This is a genomic window from Streptomyces sp. NPDC028928, from assembly GCF_055564915.1.
Map to the genome: position 1 here is coordinate 182,561 of NZ_JBVHVI010000013.1, position 20,002 is coordinate 202,562.

At 71.4% G+C, this 20,002-nt stretch carries 19 protein-coding genes; 9 read left to right on the top strand and 10 right to left on the bottom strand.

All coding sequences use genetic code 11. The features are described 5' to 3' along the window. Positions 1 to 68: 68 nt before the first annotated feature. Positions 69 to 863 (top strand): methyltransferase, encoded by a 795-nt coding sequence (locus ACZ4U1_RS29540; RefSeq protein WP_467907201.1) that lies wholly within the window; start codon positions 69 to 71, stop codon positions 861 to 863. Between the two features lie 121 nt (positions 864 to 984). Here ACZ4U1_RS29540 and ACZ4U1_RS29545 read toward each other — a convergent pair whose 3' ends face one another. Then, positions 985 to 1,908 carry a carbohydrate kinase family protein gene (locus ACZ4U1_RS29545; protein ID WP_467907202.1) on the bottom strand — a complete coding sequence of 308 codons (924 nt, stop codon included), beginning with the start codon at positions 1,906 to 1,908 and terminating at the stop codon, positions 985 to 987. Continuing rightward, entirely contained in the window at positions 1,905 to 2,813 is a 909-nt protein-coding gene (locus tag ACZ4U1_RS29550; RefSeq protein ID WP_467907203.1) for a pseudouridine-5'-phosphate glycosidase, read from the bottom strand. The genes ACZ4U1_RS29545 and ACZ4U1_RS29550 overlap by 4 nt, the downstream gene beginning before the upstream one ends. 99 nt (positions 2,814 to 2,912) lie before the next feature. On the opposite strand from ACZ4U1_RS29550, the gene ACZ4U1_RS29555 reads away from it, so the two are divergent. Beyond that, positions 2,913 to 3,344, top strand: a complete 432-nt coding sequence (locus ACZ4U1_RS29555) for a VOC family protein (protein WP_467907204.1) — start codon at positions 2,913 to 2,915, stop codon at positions 3,342 to 3,344. A gap of 16 nt (positions 3,345 to 3,360) precedes the next feature. Here the strand turns inward: ACZ4U1_RS29555 and ACZ4U1_RS29560 are convergent, their stop codons facing one another. Together ACZ4U1_RS29560 and ACZ4U1_RS29565 are read right to left on the bottom strand one after the other, a co-directional pair. Further along, positions 3,361 to 3,915, bottom strand: a complete 555-nt coding sequence (locus ACZ4U1_RS29560) for a methylated-DNA--[protein]-cysteine S-methyltransferase (RefSeq protein WP_467907205.1) — start codon at positions 3,913 to 3,915, stop codon at positions 3,361 to 3,363. A 41-nt stretch (positions 3,916 to 3,956) separates the two neighbouring features. Beyond that, positions 3,957 to 4,829, bottom strand: coding sequence for a glycerophosphodiester phosphodiesterase (locus ACZ4U1_RS29565; RefSeq protein WP_467907206.1), 873 nt, complete (start codon positions 4,827 to 4,829; stop codon positions 3,957 to 3,959). A gap of 278 nt (positions 4,830 to 5,107) precedes the next feature. On the opposite strand from ACZ4U1_RS29565, the gene ACZ4U1_RS29570 reads away from it, so the two are divergent. From ACZ4U1_RS29570 to ACZ4U1_RS29595, 6 genes are all read left to right on the top strand, one after another. Then, positions 5,108 to 5,986: an MHYT domain-containing protein gene (locus tag ACZ4U1_RS29570; RefSeq protein ID WP_467907207.1), complete on the top strand. Its 879-nt coding sequence runs from the start codon at positions 5,108 to 5,110 to the stop codon at positions 5,984 to 5,986. A 40-nt stretch (positions 5,987 to 6,026) separates the two neighbouring features. Further along, positions 6,027 to 8,165 (top strand): excinuclease ABC subunit UvrB, encoded by a 2,139-nt coding sequence (uvrB, locus tag ACZ4U1_RS29575; protein WP_467907208.1) that lies wholly within the window; start codon positions 6,027 to 6,029, stop codon positions 8,163 to 8,165. Between the two features lie 173 nt (positions 8,166 to 8,338). Continuing rightward, positions 8,339 to 8,917, top strand: a complete 579-nt coding sequence (locus ACZ4U1_RS29580; protein WP_467907209.1) for a TerD family protein — start codon at positions 8,339 to 8,341, stop codon at positions 8,915 to 8,917. A 63-nt stretch (positions 8,918 to 8,980) separates the two neighbouring features. Continuing rightward, positions 8,981 to 10,948 (top strand): TerD family protein, encoded by a 1,968-nt coding sequence (locus tag ACZ4U1_RS29585; protein WP_467907210.1) that lies wholly within the window; start codon positions 8,981 to 8,983, stop codon positions 10,946 to 10,948. A gap of 223 nt (positions 10,949 to 11,171) precedes the next feature. After that, positions 11,172 to 12,173 (top strand): TerC/Alx family metal homeostasis membrane protein, encoded by a 1,002-nt coding sequence (locus ACZ4U1_RS29590; RefSeq protein WP_467907211.1) that lies wholly within the window; start codon positions 11,172 to 11,174, stop codon positions 12,171 to 12,173. A 162-nt stretch (positions 12,174 to 12,335) separates the two neighbouring features. Beyond that, the gene (locus tag ACZ4U1_RS29595; RefSeq protein WP_467907212.1) at positions 12,336 to 13,436 is read left to right on the top strand and encodes a calcium:cation antiporter; all 1,101 of its coding nucleotides are present in this window, start codon (positions 12,336 to 12,338) and stop codon (positions 13,434 to 13,436) included. Between the two features lie 26 nt (positions 13,437 to 13,462). Here the strand turns inward: ACZ4U1_RS29595 and ACZ4U1_RS29600 are convergent, their stop codons facing one another. Continuing rightward, complete coding sequence (locus ACZ4U1_RS29600) at positions 13,463 to 14,767, bottom strand: MFS transporter (protein WP_467907213.1); 1,305 nt, start codon at positions 14,765 to 14,767, stop codon at positions 13,463 to 13,465. Between the two features lie 177 nt (positions 14,768 to 14,944). On the opposite strand from ACZ4U1_RS29600, the gene aroQ reads away from it, so the two are divergent. After that, positions 14,945 to 15,418 (top strand): type II 3-dehydroquinate dehydratase, encoded by a 474-nt coding sequence (gene aroQ / locus ACZ4U1_RS29605; RefSeq protein ID WP_467907214.1) that lies wholly within the window; start codon positions 14,945 to 14,947, stop codon positions 15,416 to 15,418. A 14-nt stretch (positions 15,419 to 15,432) separates the two neighbouring features. Here the strand turns inward: aroQ and ACZ4U1_RS29610 are convergent, their stop codons facing one another. The 5 genes from ACZ4U1_RS29610 to ACZ4U1_RS29630 form a co-directional block, all read right to left on the bottom strand. Beyond that, complete coding sequence (locus ACZ4U1_RS29610; RefSeq protein WP_467907322.1) at positions 15,433 to 16,161, bottom strand: amino acid ABC transporter ATP-binding protein; 729 nt, start codon at positions 16,159 to 16,161, stop codon at positions 15,433 to 15,435. 68 nt (positions 16,162 to 16,229) lie between these two features. Then, positions 16,230 to 17,159 carry an amino acid ABC transporter permease gene (locus tag ACZ4U1_RS29615; RefSeq protein ID WP_467907215.1) on the bottom strand — a complete coding sequence of 310 codons (930 nt, stop codon included), beginning with the start codon at positions 17,157 to 17,159 and terminating at the stop codon, positions 16,230 to 16,232. Continuing rightward, positions 17,156 to 18,040 carry an ABC transporter substrate-binding protein gene (locus tag ACZ4U1_RS29620; RefSeq protein ID WP_467907216.1) on the bottom strand — a complete coding sequence of 295 codons (885 nt, stop codon included), beginning with the start codon at positions 18,038 to 18,040 and terminating at the stop codon, positions 17,156 to 17,158. The genes ACZ4U1_RS29615 and ACZ4U1_RS29620 overlap by 4 nt, the downstream gene beginning before the upstream one ends. A gap of 404 nt (positions 18,041 to 18,444) precedes the next feature. Further along, positions 18,445 to 19,101, bottom strand: coding sequence for an MBL fold metallo-hydrolase (locus ACZ4U1_RS29625; protein ID WP_467907217.1), 657 nt, complete (start codon positions 19,099 to 19,101; stop codon positions 18,445 to 18,447). Between the two features lie 67 nt (positions 19,102 to 19,168). After that, entirely contained in the window at positions 19,169 to 19,855 is a 687-nt protein-coding gene (locus ACZ4U1_RS29630; RefSeq protein ID WP_467907218.1) for a maleylpyruvate isomerase family mycothiol-dependent enzyme, read from the bottom strand. Positions 19,856 to 20,002: the final 147 nt, after the last annotated feature.

The window sequence follows — 20,002 nt, forward strand, 5'->3', positions numbered from 1 at the left end:
GCTTGGTTCCCGCCTGTGGACGAAGCGGCGACCGGGCCGGGCGACCGGGTGACTGCGATGATCGGCGTATGACGCGATCGGACGGGTACCTCCTGGACAACCGGCAAAAAGAGGCGGGCGAGCGCTTCGACGCCTTCACCGCGCTCTTCGACCCCACGACCTTTCGTCACCTCGAGGGACTCGGGATCGGGCCCGGATGGCGCTGCTGGGAAGTCGGGGCCGGCGGGACCTCCGTCGTGTCCTGGCTCGCCGAGAAGGTGGGGCCGTCCGGTCGGGTCGTCGCCACCGACGTCGACACCTCCCGGCTCACCACCGTGGCCCGCCCCCCGGTGGAGGTCCGCGTGCACGACGTGGGCGCCGAGGAGCCGCCGGGGGAGGGCTTCGACCTCGTCCACGCCCGGCTGGTCCTCGTCCATGTACCCGACCGGGAACGGGCGTTGCGGTCCATGATCAAGGCCCTGCGCCCCGGTGGCCGACTGCTGATCGAGGACGCCGACCCCGCCCTCCAGCCCCGGACCTGCCCCGACGAGTACGGCCCCGAGCAGCGGCTCGCCAACCGCCTGCGCCACGGCTTCCGCACGCTGCTCGCCGACCGCGGAGCCGACCTGTCCTACGGCCGTAAACTCCCGCGGCTGCTCCGGGAGGCCGGACTGCACGACGTCGAGGCCGACGCGTACTTCCCCGTGGCCTCACCCGCCTGCACCGCCCTGGAGGCCGCGACGGTCCGTCAGATCCGTGGCCGGCTCGTCGCCGCCGGCCTGGCCACCGACGCGGAGATCGACCAGCACCTGGCCAACGTGGAGTCCGGCAGCATGGACCTGACCACCGCACCGATGATCTCTGCGTGGGGCCGCAAGCGGTAGCCGGCGCTGCCGGGGCCCTCGGCGGCGCCGGACCGTTTCAGCAGGCGCGGCCGACGGCTGACCGAACCGCTCGAGCCACCGGCACCCGCCGAAGAGACGGCGCCGGGGTCGGGCGCCTAGGCTAGCCCTCGCTCCCCGGATGCGGCGGTCTGCCGCCCACCCGTCGTACCGCCTCCGCCCCCGCTCCGCAGCCCCGCTCCGCCGCCTTCTCCGGGGGCGCGCCCGCCAGCAGCGCGGCAAGGAACGCGCCCGTGAAGGCGTCACCCGCCCCCGTGGTGTCCCGGGGCACCGCCGGCACAGCCGGGACCCGGGCCAGTACGGTCCCGGACCGGGCCACCAGCGCCCCGTCCGCACCCGCCTTGGCCACCACCAGCGGCACGAGCCGGCTCAGCTTGGCCGCCGCGTCCACCGGATCCGGCAGCCCGGTCAGCAGACACGCCTCGTCCCGGCTGGGCAGCAGTAGATCCAGCCCCTGCGCGAACGCCAGGAAACGGTCCACCCCCAGCTCCACCAGGAAACCGGCCGACGCCGGGTCCAGGCTCACCGGCACACCGCGCGCGCGTGCCGCCGCGAGCGCCTTCTCGGCGAGCGTCCGGCTCGGCTCCGTGAACAGCAGATAGCCCGACAGATGCAGCCGGGCCACCCCGTCGAGCAGTCCGTCCGACCAGTCGGCCGGGTCCAGCCGCAGGGACGCCCCGCTGTCCGTCAGGAACGTCCGCTCGGCCGCCGCACCCGTGTCGACGAGGCAGACCACCGTCCCCGTCGCCTCCTCCGGGTCCACCACGAGCCGGGGCCGGACCCCGGCCGCGACCAGCTCACGCTCATGCCACGCGGCGGCGTCCGCGCCCACCCGGCCCAGCAGCCGTACGTCCGCGCAGCCCGTGTGCGCGGCCCAGCAGGCCACGTTGGCGCCCGCGCCGCCCGGCAGCGTCCGGATCACGGCGGCCGTGTCGGTGCCGGCCGCGAGCGGCCCCCGGTGCCGGGCCACCACATCGGTGACCACGTCCCCGACGACCAGCAGCCCTCCGTTCCCCCCAGTGGTCACCCCCTGGTCCACGCCGTGGCGATCCGCGCCGCCAGCCGTACATTGCCGCGCACCGCCGCCAGGTTGGCGCTCAGCGAGGCCCCGTCGGTGTGCCGGACCAGGTAGTCCAGCAGGAACGGTGTCACCGCCTGCCCGGTGACACCCTGCTCCGCGCAGGCGCGCAGCGCGTCGGCGAGCACGCGCGCGTGCAGCTCGGGATCGAGTTGTTCCGCCTCCGGCACCGGATGGGCGACGATCAGCGCCGACTCCGGCGCGTCCAGCGCGTCCTGGGCGCGCATGACGGCGGCGACCTGCTCCGGGGTGTCCAGCGTCCAGTCGACCGGATGCCCCGAGTCCGACAGGTAGAAGCCGGGGAACCGGTCCGTGCCGTACCCGGCGACGGCCACGCCGAGCGTCTCCAGCCGCTGCAGCGTCGCCGGCACGTCCAGGATCGACTTCACGCCCGCGCACACCACTGTGATCCGGGTGCGCGCCAGCAGACCCAGGTCGGCCGACTCGTCCTGGGTCACCGTCCACTCCCGGTGCACACCGCCCAGCCCGCCGGTGGCGAACACCCGGACCCCCGCCAGCGCGGCCAGCTGTGCCGTCGCCGACACGGTGGTCGCGCCGCTCGCCCCCGCCGCCACCGCGAGCGGCAGGTCACGATGGCCCAGCTTGCGGATGCCGTCCTCGTTCGCGACCCGTTCCAGCTCCTGCTTGTCCAGGCCGACCCGGGGCCGTCCGTCGAGCACCGCGATGGTCGCCGGCACGGCACCCTCGCGCCGCACCGCCTCCTCCAGTTCCAGCGCCACCTGCAGGTTGCGCGGGCGGGGCAGGCCGTGCGCGATGATCGTGGACTCAAGGGCCACCACCGGCCGCCGCGCGTGGATCGCCGCCCGGACTTCTTCCGACACCACCAGCACCACGTGCCCGCCTCCTGTCCGTCGGTCCTTCCTCATCTCTGGCGGGCGCCGGCCTCGCCTAAACGCTTGTGACCCGTGGGGAAGGCCACCAGCCTGGGTGACATGACGAACAACACCACGCGCCTCGACCACGTCGTCCTGTGGGTGACCGACCCGGTCGCCGCAGCCGTCTTCTACGACACGGCCGTCGGCCTGGAGCCGATCAACGTCGCCGAGTTCGTGCAGGGCAAGGTGTCCTTCCCCTCCGCCCGCGTCAACGAGGAGACCATCCTCGATCTCGCCCCGAAGACCCTCGCCGAACGGATGCGGATGCTCCCCGGCTCCGTCGACAGCGCGGGCCACCCGGTCAACCACGTCTGCCTGTCCCTGCCGGCCGACGCCTTCGACGCCCTGCGCTCCCGCCTGGAGGACCACGACGTTCCCGTGTCGGACATCGACCACGGCTTGTCCGGCGCCCGCGGCAACGCCACGCGCAGCTTCTACTTCCGCGACCCCGACGGCAACGTCTTCGAGGCCCGGCACTACGACGACTAGCCGCGTCCCGGGCCGGTCAGAACAGCGGCTCCGGCAGCACACCCTCCAGGGCGAGCAGCTTCCGCTTGGTCTCCAGCCCGCCCCCGAAACCGCCGATGCCACCGTCGCTCTCCACCACCCGATGGCACGGCACCACCACCGGCAGCGGATTCGCCCCCATCGCCGCACCGACCGCCTGCGCCCCGCCGGGCTGCCCGACCCGCCCCGCCAGATCGCCGTACCCCACCACCGTGCCGTACGGCACACCGGACGTCAGCTCGCGCAGGACCTGCCGGTTGAACCCGGAGATCAGCGACCAGTCCAGGGGCAGGTCGAAGTCGTGCCGCTCGCCCGCGAAGTACGCCCGCAGCTGGCGTATCGCCTCCGCCAGCAACGGCGATCCCGGATCCTCCACGGGCTCGCCGCCCAGCCGGGCGGCCAGCCGCTCCAGCGCCCGGTCGCGCACCGCGTCCGAGGCGTGGAAGACGACGTTGACCAGGCCGTCGCGGGTCGCCGCCAGCATCAGCGGGCCGATGTCCGTGCCCACGACGGCCCACACGACCCGCTGCTCATCCTGCCCATGGCTGTCCATGCGCCCACCGTACGACCCGCCACTGACAACGCCCGCCCGGCTCAGTCCCAGTCCAGCGCCTCCCGCACCACGTCGGGCCTGTTGGTGATGATCCCGTCGCCCCCGTACCCGGCGACCCTGCGGGCGGTGGCCGCGTCGTCCACCGTCCAGGCGAACACCCCGAGCGGCCTGCCGTGCGGCCCGTCGAAGGCGTGCACGGTCGAGACGTACTCCGGCGACAGCGACCCGTACGAGGGGTTGACCATGTCGGTGAAACGAGCGAACCCGTGCAACTGTGCCACGGTGGGCGTACCGAGGTAGCCGGTGACCACCGCGGGCCTCAGCTCGTGCACCGTCCGCACGCTGTCGGCGCTGAAGCTCTGCACGATCAGCCGCCCCAGGTGCCGGCGGTCCAGCCAGCCCTCGGTGCCGAGGAGCTTCAGCGTCTGCCGCTCGATGCCCGGGTACAGCTCGGGGCTCTTGATCTCCAGCAGCAGCTTCTCGTGGTTGTGCTCGACCCGACGCATGTACTGCCTCAGCGTCGGCACGCGCGCGCCCGCGTACGCGGGGGAGAACCAGCTGCCCGCGTCCAGCCGGGCGATCTCGGCCGCGGTGAAGTCCCCCACCTTCCACGGCGCCCGGCCGGGGAAGACGTCCTCGACGTTCGTGGTGCGCCGCAGGCTCTCGTCGTGCAGGACGACCAGCTCGCCGTCCCTGGTGCGCTGGACGTCGTTCTCCACCCAGGAGAAACCCAGCTGGGCGGCCTTGTCGATGGCGGCCAGCGTGTTCTCGGGCGCGTAGGCGGAGGCGCCGCGGTGGGCGATCACCGTGGGCACGTGAACCTCGCGCGCGCGGGCGTCCGAGGCGGGGCTCAGCAGGACCGCGGCCGTCACCAGGGCCGCGGCGGCGGTGGCGGCGACTACGCGTGCGTACATGCGTACTCCTCGCGTCGAGCGAATACCGACAGCACCAGACTGACAGCAAGGGGTCAACGGCACTCGGGCGCACGATGACCACAGATTGAATGGTGACGTCCAAGTCCGCTCACCGGTGCCGCACATCTGCGGCAAGGGCGTGTTTCTTTGCCGGAAAATCGTTCGACCATTCCGGTGGGGGTCATACTCTCTGCGACAACCCTGACCGCCCGCGCGGTCCTGGGACGGGGGCATATTCAGGTATTCCGGGACGCAAGAAGGCGGAAGGGCAGCCGCGGATGCAAGGCACGGTCGACGGATTCAGCTACGGGGCCGTCACCCCGTTGGTGGCCTATCTGATGGCGTGCCTCGGCGGCGCCCTCGGCCTGCGCTGCACCACACGGTCCCTGCTGGTCACACACGCGCGGCGCCCCGCCTGGCTGGCCTTCGGGTCGGCGGCGATCGGCTCCGGCATATGGACCATGCACTTCGTCGCCATGATGGGCTTCACCATCAAGGAGACGCCGATCCACTACGACAAGCCGATCACCTACGCGAGCCTCGGGCTGGCCATCGTCATGGTCGGCATCGGGATCTTCATCGTCGGCTACCGGGGCGCCACCGGCACCCCCCTCTTCACCGGCGGCACGATCACCGGCCTCGGCGTCGCCTCCATGCACTACCTCGGTATGGCGGGCGTCCGCTTCCACGGGCGGTTCACCTACAACACGCTCACCGTCGCCGCCTCCGTCGTCATAGCCGTCGTGGCCGCCACCGCCGCACTGTGGGCCGCCGGACAGGTGCGGGGCTTCCTGTGGAGCGTGGGAGCGAGCCTCGTGATGGGGCTCGCCGTCAGCGGCATGCACTACACCGGGATGGCCGCTCTCGGCGTCCACCTCGACGGCGCCTCCCACACCGCCGGCGGCGCGCCCGCGGCGTCCCTGCTCGCGCCGATGCTGATCGGCCCGCTCGCCTTCCTGCTCCTCGCGGGCGTCGTCGTGATCTTCGACCCCCTCATGATCATGGGCCGGCCCGAATGGAGGCCCGTCGAGCACAAACCGGGCGTCCCGGCCGCCGCCGTCGCCACCCACGCGGACCGCCGCCCCGCCCTGCACGAGGGACGCCGGCCGGCCCGCCGACCCGAGCACCACGGCTCCCGGACCCCGCAGAACCGCTGATCGGAGCCCGTTGTCAGTGGGGGGTCGTACGGTTGATGTCATGCGGCCCGTTTCCCACATCGAACGCACGGTGGCGCCCTTCGAGGTCGTCAGCCCCTACCAGCCCAGCGGCGACCAGCCGGCGGCCATCGCCGAGCTGGCCAAGCGCATCGAGGCCGGTGAGAAGGACGTCGTCCTCCTGGGCGCGACCGGCACCGGCAAGTCCGCCACCACGGCGTGGATGATCGAGAAGCTCCAGCGCCCCACCCTGGTGATGGCGCCGAACAAGACGCTGGCCGCCCAGCTGGCGAACGAGTTCCGCGAACTGCTGCCGAACAACGCGGTCGAGTACTTCGTCTCGTACTACGACTACTACCAGCCCGAGGCCTACGTCCCCCAGTCGGACACCTACATCGAGAAGGACTCCTCGATCAACGAGGAGGTCGAGCGCCTGCGCCACTCGGCCACCAACTCGCTGCTCACCCGCCGCGACGTCGTCGTGGTCGCCTCGGTGTCCTGCATCTACGGCCTCGGTACTCCGCAGGAGTACGTGGACCGCATGGTCCCCCTCAGGGTCGGCGACGAGATCGACCGGGACGAGCTGCTGCGCCGCTTCGTCGACATCCAGTACACGCGCAACGACATGGCCTTCAGCCGCGGTACCTTCCGGGTCCGCGGCGACACCATCGAGATCTTCCCGGTCTACGAGGAGCTGGCCGTCCGCATCGAGATGTTCGGCGACGAGATCGAGGCGCTCTCCACGCTCCACCCGATCACCGGCGAGATCATCAGCGACGACCAGCAGCTCTACGTCTTCCCCGCCTCCCACTACGTCGCCGGCCCCGAGCGCATGGAGCGGGCCGTCAACGACATCGAGAAGGAGCTGGCGGAGCGCCTCGCCGAGCTGGAGAAGCAGGGCAAGCTCCTGGAGGCCCAGCGCCTGCGGATGCGTACCACGTACGACATCGAGATGCTCCGCCAGATCGGCACCTGCTCCGGCGTGGAGAACTACTCGATGCACTTCGACGGCCGCCTGCCCGGCTCGCCGCCCAACACCCTGCTGGACTACTTCCCGGACGACTTCCTGCTCGTCATCGACGAGTCGCACGTGACCGTCCCGCAGATCGGCGCGATGTACGAGGGCGACGCCTCCCGCAAGCGCACCCTCGTGGACCACGGCTTCCGCCTGCCCTCCGCCCTGGACAACCGCCCTCTGAAGTGGGAGGAGTTCCAGGAGCGCATCGGGCAGACCGTCTACCTGTCGGCCACCCCGGGCACCTACGAGATGTCCCGCTCGGACGGCGTGGTGGAGCAGATCATCCGCCCGACCGGCCTGGTCGACCCCGAGGTCGTGGTCAAGCCCACCGAGGGCCAGATCGACGACCTGGTGCACGAGATCCGCAAGCGCACCGAGAAGGACGAGCGGGTCCTCGTCACCACGCTGACCAAGAAGATGGCCGAGGACCTCACCGACTACTTCCTGGAACTCGGCATCCAGGTCCGCTATCTGCACAGTGACGTCGACACCCTGCGCCGCATCGAGCTGCTGCGCGAGCTGCGCTCCGGTGAGTACGACGTCCTGGTCGGCATCAACCTGCTCCGTGAGGGCCTCGACCTGCCCGAGGTGTCCCTGGTGGCGATCCTCGACGCCGACAAGGAGGGCTTCCTCCGCTCGGGCACCTCGCTGATCCAGACCATCGGCCGCGCCGCGCGCAACGTCTCCGGCCAGGTCCACATGTACGCCGACAAGATCACCCCGGCGATGGAGAAGGCCATCGAGGAGACCAACCGCCGCCGGGAGAAGCAGATCGCCTACAACAAGGCGAAGGGCATCGACCCCCAGCCCCTGCGGAAGAAGATCAACGACATCGTCGCGCAGATCGCCCGCGAGGAGGTCGACACCGAACAACTCCTCGGCTCCGGTTACCGCAAGACGAAGGACGGAAAGGGCGCGAAGGCCCCCGTCCCGTCGCTCGGTGACAAGGCGGCCAAGGGCGCGAAGGCGGGCAAGGCCGCCAAGGGCAAGGCGGTGCCCACGGACCGTCCGGCGGCCGAACTGGCCGAGCAGATCGAGGAGATGACCGAGCGCATGCGCGCGGCCGCCGCGGAGCTGCAGTTCGAGATCGCGGCCCGGCTGCGCGACGAGGTCGCCGAGATGAAGAAGGAACTGCGCCAGATGCGGGAGGCCGGTCTCGCCTGAGCCCGCGCAGCGGTGCCGGCCCTCGGCATAAGCGCCAAGTGTTGCAACACCGACACAAAGCGCGAGTCGGGGGTCGGCACTGTCAGTGACCCTGCGTAGGGTTTTGACCAACCGCGCGGTGCGCAGCAACAGCTCGGCGCGGCAACAGGGGACCGTCGAGAGGGGATTCAGCCGTGTCCGTCAACTTGTCCAAGGGTCAGGCCATCAGCCTGGAGAAGAAGGACGGGGGCACCCTGACCGCGGTCCGCATGGGGCTCGGCTGGCAGGCGGCGAAGCGGCGCGGGCTGTTCGGCTCCCGCACCCGTGAGATCGATCTGGACGCCTCGGCGGTCCTTTTCGCCGGCGCGGAGCCCAAGGACGTCGTCTTCTTCCGCCACCTGGTGAGCGACGACGGCTCCGTGCGCCACACCGGTGACAACCTCGTCGGCGGCGCCGGCCAGGGTGGCGACGACGAGGCGATCCTGGTGGACCTGCAGCGCGTACCGGTCCACATCGACCAGATCGTCTTCACGGTGAACTCCTTCACCGGCCAGACCTTCCAGGAGGTGCAGAACGCCTTCTGCCGGCTCGTGGACGAGACCAACGGCCAGGAACTCGCCCGCTACACCCTGGCCGGCGGCGGCGAGTACACCGCCCAGATCATGGCCAAGGTCCACCGGGCGGGCACCAGCTGGACGATGACCGCCATCGGCGCCCCGGCCAACGGACGCACCTTCCAGGACCTGATGCCGGCGATCGTGCCGCACCTCTAGGACGCACCGCCGCCCCGAACCGGCGCGGTAGGCACGGCAGAACGACACAGGGGGGCGACGGCGATGGCGGCTGAGCTGGTGCGGGGGCAGAACCACCCGCTGCCCCGGGCCCGGCTGGGGATCCGGATCTCGGCCGGGGTGCCGGTCCTGGCCGGAGCCACACTCGGCGACGAGCACGGCACGGTGCACGGCCGTCAGCGGGTGGCCGGCCCCGGCGCCCCCGCACCGCCCGGCGTCGAGGCGCCCCGGCAGGCCGCCGCCGAGCATCGCCTGGCCGTCGACCTGGCCGCCCTGCCGGAGGCCGTGTACCGGGTCGACGTGTTCCTCGCCCTGCCGGCCGGCACCGCAGGCCCGCGCCGCTTCGGCGCCGTCCCGGCCCCGCACACCACGGTGAACGGCCCGGACGGCACCGAACTCGCCTCCTACACCCTCACCGGCCTGGATGCCGAGACGGCCGTGATCGCCCTGGAGCTGTACCGCAGGCAGGGTGCCTGGAAAGTACGCGCGGTGGGTCAGGGCTATGCGGGCGGTCTTCCCGCGCTCCTCGCCGGCAGGGGTCTGACGGACGCCACGGACCTCGCGACGGCCATCCAGGAGGCGGCGGCCCGGAGCCTGTCCGGCCCGACACCGGTACCGGCGACCCGTCCGGACCCGGACCCGCGGACTGCCGGGTCCGTTTCCCCGGCCGGATCCGCCTCCCCGACAGCGTCCGTTTCCCAGACCGCCTCCGCTGCCGGTCCCGAAATGCCGCCGCGACCGTACGGTCCGCAGAGCCGCGACGACGACGGCGGCGGCCCCGCTCCCCGGCATCCCGGCGGTCCGGTCGACTACAGACACCCTCGCCGCACCCACAGCATCCCGCCCCCACCCCCGCCCCCGCCCCCGGCCGACGGGCAGCCCGCTCAGCCCGTCGCCGGAGACGCCGTGGGCTGGTCGATGGAGGAGCGGCTGTACAACCAGGTCTGGGGCATGTTCGAGGATCTGGCCCGTACCACCGCTGCCTACCGCAGTGCCGTCGAGTTCGCCGACTCCCGCCTGGAGAAGGAGCTGGACCAGGCCCTCGCCGACCCGCGTCAACGGCTCGGCACCGCGGGCGACGCCGCACGTGAGGCGGCCCACGCTCGCCGGACCCAGCTGGCCGACCAGGCGCGCGCGGCCCTCGACCGCGATCTGGCCCAGCTCACCGCCGAGGCCGAGGTGGTCGAACCCGCGCTCCCGCCCGCCTACGCCCGCTGGGACAACCCCGTCTGGCACGCCTACCGCGTCCCCGCCGAGCCGCCGATGGCTCTGCGGCTCGGCGATCTCCACCTGTCCGAAAGCGCTCCCCTACGCATCCCTCTGCTGGTCAGGATGCCGCTGGAACGGGGTCTGTGGATCGACAGCGGTCCGACGGCGGCCACCGACGACGGTGTGCCCGACTCCGCCGAGCTACGGCACCTGGCCATGGCGGCGGCGGTCGCCCTCGCGGCGCGCCTGCTCGCCGTGCACCCGCCCGGGGCGTTCGCCGTGCAGGTCATCGACCCGGCCGGTGCCGGGTCACAGGCGTTGCTTCCGCTGACGCGGTCCGGAGTCCTGGCCGCGCCGCCCGCGACCGGGGCGGCGGGGGTCGTGCAGACGCTGGAGCGACTCACCCGGCGGGTCGACCTGGTGCAGATGGCGGTGCGGGGCGGCGCGGCAGAGTCGCTGCCGGCCGACGTGGACACCGCTCAGCAGCTCCTTGTCGTCAATGACTTCCCGCACGCGTTCGACGACCGGTCGCTGACGCGGCTGCGCTATCTCGCCGACGAAGGCCCGGCCGTCGGCGTACACCTCCTGCTGGTCGCCGACCGTGAGGACGCCGCCGCCTACGGCCCCTTGCTCGATCCGTTGTGGCGTTCGCTGCTGCGACTCACTCCGCTGCCCGACGACCATCTGGCGGATCCGTGGGTCGGCCACGCCTGGACGTACGAACCCTCACTCCTCCCGGCGGGCAGCCGGGTCCTGCAAGAGGTGCTTGCCCAGGTGGCCAAGGCTCGTACCAAGCAGTGGTAAAGCCACCCTGACCAGCCAGTTTGGTGGCTCCTTTACTTTGTTCTTTACCTTTCCTTGGTGATTGGGGTACTCTCTTCCGTACGGAGGGGAGTACTCCCTGACTGCGGCGCACCCGTCAGTACGGACCGTTTCCGGTCCCGGGGCGTCGGCCCATCGCGGGTGGAAGAGACCTCCGGCAGCGACAACGCTGATGTGTTTGCCGTCACGTAATGCCGGAGGTGCAGTGGAAGTCTCCATGGGCCTGTGGGTCCTCACCATCGTGGGTCTGGCCGCCCTGATCGCGGTCGACTTCTTCATCGGCCGCAAGCCGCATGAGGTCTCGATCAAGGAAGCGGGCATCTGGACGGTCGTCTGGATCGCCCTGGCCGGCCTCTTCGGGCTCGGTCTGCTCGTCTTCGGCGGCGGACAGCCGGCCGGCGAGTTCTTCGCGGGTTTCATCACCGAGAAGTCGCTGAGCGTCGACAACCTCTTCGTCTTCGTCCTGATCATGGCGAAGTTCGCGGTGCCCACCCAGTACCAGCAGCGCGTCCTGCTCGTCGGCGTCCTCATAGCCCTGGTCCTGCGGGCCGTCTTCATCGCAGCCGGGGCCGCGATCATCGCCAGCTTCTCCTGGGTGTTCTACCTCTTCGGCGCCTTCCTTATCTGGACCGCCTGGAAGCTCGTCCAGGAGGCCCGCGCGGACGAGGAGGACGAGGAGTACGAGGAGAACAAGCTGCTGAAGGCCGCAGAACGCAAGTTCGGTGTGGCCGACCGGTACCACGGCACCAAGCTGTGGATCCAGCAGAACGGCAAGCGCGTCATGACCCCGATGCTGGTCGTGATGCTCGCCATCGGCACCACCGACGTGCTGTTCGCCCTGGACTCCATCCCCGCGATCTTCGGACTGACCCAGGACCCGTACATCGTCTTCACCGCCAACGCCTTCGCCCTGATGGGTCTGCGCCAGCTGTACTTCCTCATCGGCGGACTGCTCAGGAAGCTCGTCCACCTCTCGTACGGCCTGTCGATCATCCTCGGCTTCATCGGCGTGAAGCTGGTGCTGCACGCCCTGCACGAGTCCGGTGTCCACGTCCCCGAGATCAGCATCCCCGTCTCGCTCGGCGTGATCTGCGCGGTCCTCGCCGTCACCACGGTCACCAGCCTGCTGGCCTCCAGGAAGCAGGCGGCCGTCGAGGCGGCGCAGGCCGGAGGCGAGGACGCTCGGAAGGACAGCGTCGACGCCTGACGGCGGCCACGCGGAAGCCCGCGATCTCGCACGGCTCCTCAACGGGGTGTCATCGCGAAGCGGGGCCCGGTCCCACCGGCACCGGGCCCCGCACCGGAAAGGATGAGAGGTATCCGAAAAGAACGGAATGCGAACCCTGTAGGCCTCTGCGACCATCGCCGCATGATCACTCGGCTCCGGTCGCTCACGCGTCCATGGACGATCCTCGTGCCGGTGCTCGCAGTCGTCCTGCTGGTCTTCACCTGGGGCCGGGACCTGCCCGGCGCGGTTGTCGGCCTGGTCACCGTCGTCCTCGCCGGGTCCGTCCTCGCGGCGGTGCACCACGCCGAGGTGATCGCCCACCGGGTCGGCGAGCCCTTCGGTTCCCTGGTGCTCGCCATCGCCGTCACGATCATCGAGGTGGCCCTGATCGTCACACTCATGGCCGATGGCGGGGACAAGAGTTCCACTCTGGCCCGGGACACCGTCTTCGCTGCCGTGATGATCACCTGCAACGGCGTCGTCGGACTCAGTCTGCTGGTCGCCTCCCTGCGGCACCGCACGGCCGTCTTCAACCCCGAGGGCACCGGCGCGGCGCTGGCGACCGTGGCGACGCTGGCCACGCTCAGCCTGGTGCTGCCGACCTTCACCACCAGCAAGCCCGGACCCGAGTTCTCCACCGTCCAGCTGACCTTCGCCGCGCTGTCCTCACTCATCCTCTACGGGCTGTTCGTGGCCACGCAGACCGTGCGCCACCGCGACTACTTCCTGCCCATCACCCGGCAGGGCGAGGTCATCACCGCCGACGACCACGCCCAACCCCCGTCCGCGCGCACCGCCTGGACCAGCCTCGGCCTGCTCGCGCTGGCCCTGATCGGCGTGGTCGGCCTGGCCAAGGGCGTCTCGCCCACGATCGAGTCGGGCGTGGCCGCGGCCGGTCTGCACCACGCCGTGGTCGGTGTCATCATCGCCCTGCTCGTCCTGCTGCCCGAAACGATCGCCGCGCTGCGCTCCGCCCGCCGTGACCGGGTGCAGACCAGCCTCAACCTCGCGCTCGGTTCCGCGATGGCCAGCATCGGCCTGACGATCCCGGCGGTGGCGCTCGCCTCCGTCTGGCTGGCCGGGCCGCTCGTCCTCGGCCTCGGCCCGACCCACATGCTGCTGCTCGCACTGACCGTGGTGGTCAGTTCCCTGACCGTGGTGCCGGGCCGGGCCACCCCCCTCCAGGGCGGCGTCCACCTGGTGCTGTTCGCGGCCTACCTGGAGCTGGCGATCAACCCCTAGCCGACGGCCGGTGCCGGCGCGTCCGGTCAGCCCCTGACCGGCTCCACCGCCGGCACCGGCACCGGCCGCGTCTCCGGCAACAGCGCGAAACACACCAGGCTGAGCAGCGCGATGCCCGTCAGATAGACGCCCACACCCCACGGGACCCGCCCGCCCCGCTCCGCGAGCGCCGTGGCCACGATCGGGGTGAGGGCGCCACCGAGGACCCCGCCCAGGTTGTAGCCCACGGCGGCGCCCGTGCAGCGCACCCGGGGCTCGTACAGTTCGGGCAGGTAGGCGGCGATCACCGCGAACATGATGACGAAGGCGAGCAGGGCGCCCAGGATGGCGAGGAACATCAGCAGCGGCTCGCCCGTCGCCAGCAGCGCGACCATCGGAAGCATCCAAAGGCCGCAGGCCGCACACCCCGTCAGACACATCGGCCGCCGCCCGTACCGGTCGCCGAACAGCGCCATGAGGGGTGTCAGCGCGCCCATCACGACCACCGCGGCCATGACGCACAGCAGCATGACCGACCGGCTCACCCCGAGCTGTTCCGTCGCATACGCCAGCGACCAGGTCGTCACCGCGTAGAACACCGCGTAGCCGACCGCCAGCGCCCCGGCCGTCAGCAGCACCAGCCGCCCGTGGTGCCGTACGACCTCGACGAGCGGTACGCGCGCGTGGTCGTCGATCTCCAGGAAGCGGGGGCTCTCGGCGAGGGACGAGCGCAGCCACAGGCCGGCCAGCGCCAGCGCGCCGGCCGCCCAGAACGGCACGCGCCAGCCCCAGCGCGCGAACTCCGCGTCGGACAGCGCCGCCGACAGCGCGAGCATCACCCCGTTGGCCAGGAGGAAGCCGAGCGCCGGCCCCACCTGGGGGAAGCTCGCCCACAGGGCGCGCCGCCGGGCGGGAGCGTGCTCGGCGGTCAGCAGCACCGCCCCGCCCCACTCCCCACCGAGTCCCAGCCCCTGCAGGAAGCGCAGCACGAGCAGCAGCACGGGAGCGGCCACGCCGATCGTGCCGTAGGACGGCACGCAGCCGACCGCGACCGTCGAGGCGCCGGTGAGCAGCAGCGAGACGACGAGCACCGGCCGCCGTCCGCGTCGGTCCCCGAGGTGCCCGAACACCACCGAGCCCAGCGGCCGGGCCACGAACCCGACGCCGAACGTCGCGAACGCCGCCAGCGTCCCCGCGACCGGCGAGAACGTCGGGAAGAACAGCGGCCCGAGAACCAGAGCCGCCGCGGTGCCGTAGACGAAGAAGTCGTAGAACTCGATCGCTGTCCCGGCGAGGGAGGCGGCGGCGATCCGCGGCAGGGACGGGGTGTTCACGGCGCGTACACGGTGCATGCCGCGTCAACTACCCTTGGTGATCAAGGGTTACGGGGGCGTGCGGAGGTGATCACGGGTCCGGCGCGCGCGCCCGGGCGACCGGCGTGCAGGGCCCGGTATCCGCCCTGGCCGGCGTGATAGACCGGGTGCGAGCAGCGGTCGTAGACGCACCGCCCCGAACGGACCGGAGGAACCGTGCCCCGCACCCTGGCCAACGCCCCGATCATGATCCTCAACGGGCCCAACCTGAACCTGCTCGGCCAGCGCCAGCCCGAGATCTACGGCAAGGACACGCTGGCCGACGTGGAGGCGCTGTGCGCCAAAGCGGCGGCCGCGCACGGCGGCACGGTGGACTTCCGGCAGTCCAACCACGAGGGCGAACTGGTCGACTGGATCCACGAGGCGCGGCTGAACCACTGCGGGATCGTCATCAACCCCGGCGCCTACTCGCACACGTCGGTCGCCATCCTCGACGCGCTCAACACCTGTGACGGGATGCCGGTGCTGGAGGTGCACATCTCCAACATCCACCAGCGCGAATCGTTCCGGCACCACTCCTACGTCTCGCTGCGCGCCGACGGCGTGATCGCCGGATGCGGAGTGCAGGGCTACGTGTTCGGCGTGGAGCGGGTCGCGGCGCTCGCAGGGGCGGCGCAGACGGAGGCGTGAACCCGCGCGCGGGACTACAGCCGGCCCGCCTCCACGATCCGCCGCAGGAAGCGCCGCGTGCGCTCCTGCCGCGGGTCGCCGAAGACCTGCTCGGCGGAGCCGCGCTCCAGCACGACCCCGCCGTCCAGGAAGCACACCTGGTCGGCGACGTCCCGCGCGAAGCCCATCTCGTGGGTCGCGAGCACCATGGTCATGCCCTCGTCCTTCAGCCCGCGGACCACGTCCAGCACCTCGCCCACGAGTTCGGGGTCGAGCGCGGCGGTGATCTCGTCCAGCAGCAACAGCCGGGGCCGCACCGCGAGGGCCCGTACGATCGCCACACGCTGCTGCTGACCGCCGCTGAGCCGGTCAGGGTAGGCATCCGCCTTGCCGCCCAGTCCGAGGCGCTCCAGCAGCTCCCTGGCCCGTTCCTCGGCCTCCGCGCGGGAGACGCCGTGCACCCGGCGCGGCGCGAGCGTGATGTTGTCGAGCACGGTCATGTGCGGGAAGAGGTTGTACGCCTGGAAGACCACGCCGATCCGGCGCCGTACCGCGTCCTGGTCCACGCGCGGGTCGGTGATCTCCTCGCCGTCCAGCCAGATGGCGCCGTCGTCGATCTCCTCCAGGAGGTTGGCGCAGCGCAGCAGCGTCGACTTGCCCGACCCGGAGGCGCCGATCAGCGCGGTCACCGTGTGCGGGGCCACCTCGAGATCGACGTCCCGCAGGACGACCGAGCTGCCGAAGGTCTTGCGGACCGACTCCATCCGCAGGACGGGCGCGTTGTTCACGGGCGTGCTCTCAGGCGTGCTCACAGGGCTCCTCCCCGGGCGGCTCACAGGGACCCTCCCTGGGCCCGCCGCCGGTCCATCCGGGCCGTCACCCAGTCGGTGAACCGGGTCATCGGGATGGTCAGCGCCACGAACACCAGCCCCGCGACGATGTACGGCGTGTAGTTCAGACTGCGGCCCACGATGATGTCGGCCGCCCGCACGGCGTCCACGGCACCCCCGATGGACACCAGACCGGTGTCCTTCTGCAGCGACACCAGGTCGTTGAGGAGCGGCGGCACCTGGCGGCGGACCGCCTGCGGCAGGACGACGTAGCGCAGGGACTGCCGGTTGGTCAGGCCCAGCGAGCGGGCCGCGGCGCGCTGCGAGGGGTGGACGGACTCGATACCGGCCCGGAACACCTCCGCCACGTACGCCGAGTACGTCAGCGTCAGCGCCGTACCGCCGAGCAGCACCGGATCGACCGTCACCCCCTGCAGCCGCAGGGCCGGCACACCCAGGACCACGATCATCAGGTTGATGATCAGCGGCAGACCGCGGAAGAAGTCGGTGTACGCCGCCGCCAGCACCCGGAGCGGGAAGAAGACCGGGCCGCGCAGGGTGCGCGCGACGGCGATCAGCATGCCGAGGACCAGGACGGCGGCACCGCAGACCAGCAGCAGGCGGACGTTCAGCCACAGCCCTTCGAGGACCTTCGGGAACGCCTCGCGCGCGTAGTGCGCGCTGAAGAAGGTCTCCTTGGTGCGCGGCCAGCCCGGTGCGTTGACGACGACCAGGTAGAGCACCGCGGCCGTGACGAGGGTCGACAGGGCCGCGATGGCCGTGGCGCGGCGGGCACGCGCGCGTGTGTAGCGCTCACGCGCCAGCCGTCGCTCGGAGGGTGTGTAGCCGTCGCCGGGCGCGCCGGCACCCTCGGTCATGTCGCCCTTGTCGTCCGCCCCCTCCCGGGCCGACTCGCCCTTGGTGACGGTCACTTGAGCACCGGGGCGTCGACGGCGTCCGAGAGCCACTGCTTCTCGATGCCGGCCAGCGTGCCGTCCTTGCGCAGCGCGTCGACGGCGGCGGTGACGCACGGGGTCAGCGCGCTGCCCTTGTCCAGCACGAGCCCGAACTGCTCGGGCGTGCCGCCCCGGTTCTCGAACTGGCCGACGATCTTCGCGTTCGTCACCTCGGCCGCGGTGATGTAGAACGCGGTGGGCAGGTCGGTGACGACGGCATCGACCTGACCGTTCTTCAGCGCGGACTTGGCCTGGTCGTTCTTGGCGTAGACGGCCGCTTCCTGCGTCGGCTTCACGACGTCGCTGATGTAGTCGAGGCTCGTGGTGCCCACTTGGGCGCCCAGCTTGAGCTTCCTGAGATCCGCGATGCTCGTCGCCTCGGCGGCCTTGCTGCCCTTCAGCGCGATGACGGCCTGGCGCACGTCGTAGTAGCCGGAGGAGAAGTCCACGGCCTTCTTGCGCTCGTCGCTGATCGACACCTGGTTGATGTCGAAGTCGAAGGTCTTCACGCCCGGCGCGAACGCCTTGTTGAACGGCACGCTCTGCCAGACGACCGCGCTCTTGCCGTACCCCAGCTGCTTCGCCACGGCATAGGCGACCGCCGACTCGAAGCCCTCGCCGTTGGCGGGCTTGTCGTCCTTGAACCAGGGCTCGTACGCCGGCTCGTCCGTCGCGATCGTCAGCTTCCCGGACGTCTTGGTCGCGAGCCCGCCCTTGGCGCAGCTCTTCGCGGCCGACCCGGACGGGGCCGCCGAGGCCTTCTCCTCGGGCTGCGGAGCACAGCCGACAGCGGTGGCGAGCAGGGCTACGGTGACGGCGGCGAGGGCGCGGCGCACGGCGCGAGGGGCAGGATGCATGGCGGGAGAGTGGCAGCGAACGCCGCGTCTGTCCAGGTCACAGCGGTGGTTGTCCGCATGGTGGGAACGGGTGTTGCGGCCGTGTGAACGGGGATGCGCGCAGCTCACGCGCGCGTGCCCGGGTTTGGGCCTGGGCCGCCGGCCGAGGGCGGGGTTGGAGACCGGCGGCCCTACCGCTCAGGAGCCGTCGATCCTGCGCGGGGCTGTTACCAGTTGACTGCGGGCGACCGCTCTCCGGGAGTGCGCACGGGGGCTCGTTGCGTGCGAAAGGTTCACACGGGGCGCGCACAGGGATGGTGCACGCCGGGGCGCGTGCGAGGAGTGCGCCCGGCGCGTGCGCAACTTCCTTGCGCGGGGCGCCTGTACGGCCCGTGCGCCGGAGTGCGTAACGGGCAGGCGCCCGCTCACCACCCGCGCGCGTGCCACTCCGGCAGATGCGGCCGTTCCGCGCCCAGCGTCGTGTCGTTGCCGTGCCCCGGATAGACCCAGGTCTCGTCCGGCAGCACGTCGAAGAGCTTCGTCTCCACGTCGTGGATCAGGCTGGCGAACGCCTTGGGGTCCTTGCGGGTGTTGCCGACACCGCCGGGGAAGAGGCAGTCGCCGGTGAAGACGTGCGGGTGGCCGTGCGGGTCGTCGTAGACCAGCGCGATCGAACCGGGCGTGTGCCCGACCAGATGGCGCGCGGTGAGTTCCACCTGGCCCACCCTGATGACGTCGCCGTCGTCGACGAGGACGTCGGTGGGTACCGGGATGCCGGGCGCGTCGTCCCGGCCGGCGTACGTACGCGCGCCCGTGGCCGCGACCACCTCGGCGAGCGCCTGCCAGTGGTCGCCGTGCTGATGCGTGGTGACGACGGACGCGATGCCGTCGTCACCGATCATGCCGAGGAGTGTCTGCGCCTCGTTGGCGGCGTCGATCAGAAGCTGCTCGTCGGTGGCCCGGCAGCGCAGCAGATACGCGTTGTTGTCCATCGGGCCGACCGCGATCTTGGTGATCATCAGGTCTTTCAGCTCGTGCACATCCGCCGGTCCGCCGACCTTGACCTCTCCGGAGTACGTCATGACGGCAGCCTATAGCGGGGCAGCCCCCGGTGGACGGGCGTCCGCACGGGCCCGCCGACGGTCGTTCCTACAGCGGAGGCAGCTTCGGCAGCGCCCCGCCCCGCACCTCCAGCGCGGAGCCGTCGCGGCGCCCCGCGAGCCAGCCCACCAGGTCCGCCGGCCGGCCGGTGACCGTGATCTCGGGCTCCTCCGCCGCGCGCCCGGTGGCCCACACGCGCGTGCCGTCCGTGAGGCGGGTCGCCGGGACGTCGGGGTGCCCGGAGAACCGGTCCGCGAGGAAGTCGGTCTCCCGCTCCAGGAACTCGGCCGGAAGATCCTCGAGCTCGTACCCGATCCCGAGGTCGACGTGGTGCAGCTCCACCTCCACCCACCGGCGGAACGGCACCCGGGCCGCGGAGTCGAGGACCCCGTTGCGCAGCTCCACCGTCCGCGTCCAGTCCGCGGGCGCGTCCCCGGCCGCCTGGAAGCGGGCCGCGCTCTCCCGGACGTCGGCGACCTGGGCCTCCAGCGGCCGCGGAGCGTCCCGCTCGATGTCGGCTTCCCGTACCTCGGCGCTCGCGTACATGGGACGGCCCTGGAGGACGTTCAGGAGTGCGTCCGCGTTCCGGGCGAGGTGCGCGAGGACGTGCCCGCGGCTCCAGCCCGGGAGCCGTGACGGTTCTGCGAGCGCGGCGTTGTCCAGTTCGGCGACCGCGGTGAGCAGCCGGTCGGTCGCTTCCCGTACACGGGCCAGGTCATGAGCGTGATCAATCATGGTGCTGACCCTAGTCCGGCCACACCTTCGGGTGAAGGTGGTGAACCTCGCCCGCAAATCGAATGCGCGTGCTATATCGTCGGTGGCGGCGTCGGGCATGCTGGATGGCCGGGGGTTGTTATGCAACCGGGCAATCCGACCGGCGTT